A 1,204-nucleotide genomic window follows, 5' to 3' on the forward strand; every position below is an offset into this window, starting at 1 on the left:
AGGCCGAGTAGTAGTAGGTGTCGTCGACCCGGAAGATGTCGATGTCGGCCAGGTCCTGCCACAACACCGGGTTGGAGTACGTCGACGACGGCGGCCACGGCCCACCCGACGGACTCACCGACGGCGAAGGCGACGGCGAGGGGCTGGCGCTGGGACTGGCGCTCGGACTGGCACTGGGACTGGCACTGGGGCTCGCCGAGGGGCTGGTGACGGTGCCGCTGCAGGTGGTGCCGTTCAGCGCGAAACTCGCCGGCACGGGGTTGGACGAGGTCCAGGAGCCGTTGAAGCCGAACGACGCGCTGCCGCCGGTCGGGATGCCGCCGTTGTAGGAGGCGTTGGTCACCGTGACCTGGGCGCCGGACTGCGTGTAGCTGCCGTTCCACAGCTGGCTGATCGTCTGCCCGGCGGGGAACGACCAGGTCAGTCGCCAGCCGTCGACCGGGTCGCCCAGGTTGACCACGTCGACGTTGGCGCCGAAGCCGCCCTGCCATTGGTTGGTCACCGTGTAGGTGACCCGGCAGCCCGCGGCGGCCTGGGCGGAGCCGGCGGCCGCGACGCCGAGGACGCTCAGCGCCGCGGCCACTCCGGCCGCGAGCCAGCGCCGATGTCTGATGAAGCGCACGGAGATCTCCAGGGGATAGGGAGGCGTCAGGAGACGGTGCAGGTGTTTCCGTTGAGCGTGAACGCGGTCGGCTTGGCGGCGTTGCCGGTGTGGGTGGCCTGGAAGCCGATCTCGGTGGAGGCTCCGGGTGCCAGCGAGCCGTTGTAGCTGACGTTCTTCGCCGTGACCTGTCCGCTGGTGGGCGAGTAAGTGGCGTTCCACCCGCCGGTGATGGTCTGCCCGCTCGGGAGAGTGAAGGCCAGCGACCAGCCGTTGACGGCCGAGGAACCGGTGTTGGTGACCGTGATGTTCTCGGTCAGCCCGTTGTTCCAGGCGTTCACGGTGGCGCTGACCCGGCAGGCGCCCGGTCCGCCGCCGGGGGACGGCGAGTTGCTCGGCGAACTACTGGGCGAACTGCTGGGCGAACTGCTCGGCGAACTACTCGGGGAGGGGGACGGGGACGGGGAGGTCGTCACGCCGTCGAGGCCGAGGAAGGAGATGGCGTAGGCGATCTGGCCGTTCATCGGCAGCTGGTGGCCGACGCCGGAGATGCTGATGCCTTCGACGGTGGCCTGGGTGCCGGTGTTGCCGTAGCGGGTGCGG

2 protein-coding genes are annotated in these 1,204 nt (G+C 69.9%); both read right to left on the reverse strand.

Going from position 1 to position 1,204, the window contains the following annotated elements; translation table 11 throughout:
• On the reverse strand, positions 1–622 hold a 622-nt coding region (locus tag HHX41_RS39395; RefSeq protein WP_182910009.1), incomplete at its 3' end, for a cellulose-binding domain-containing protein.
• A 26-nt stretch (positions 623–648) separates the two neighbouring features.
• On the reverse strand, positions 649–1,204 hold a 556-nt coding region (locus HHX41_RS39400), incomplete at its 5' end, for a cellulose binding domain-containing protein (RefSeq protein WP_182910010.1).

The organism is Microbispora sp. H13382 (assembly GCF_014161445.1).
GTDB lineage: Bacteria > Actinomycetota > Actinomycetes > Streptosporangiales > Streptosporangiaceae > Microbispora.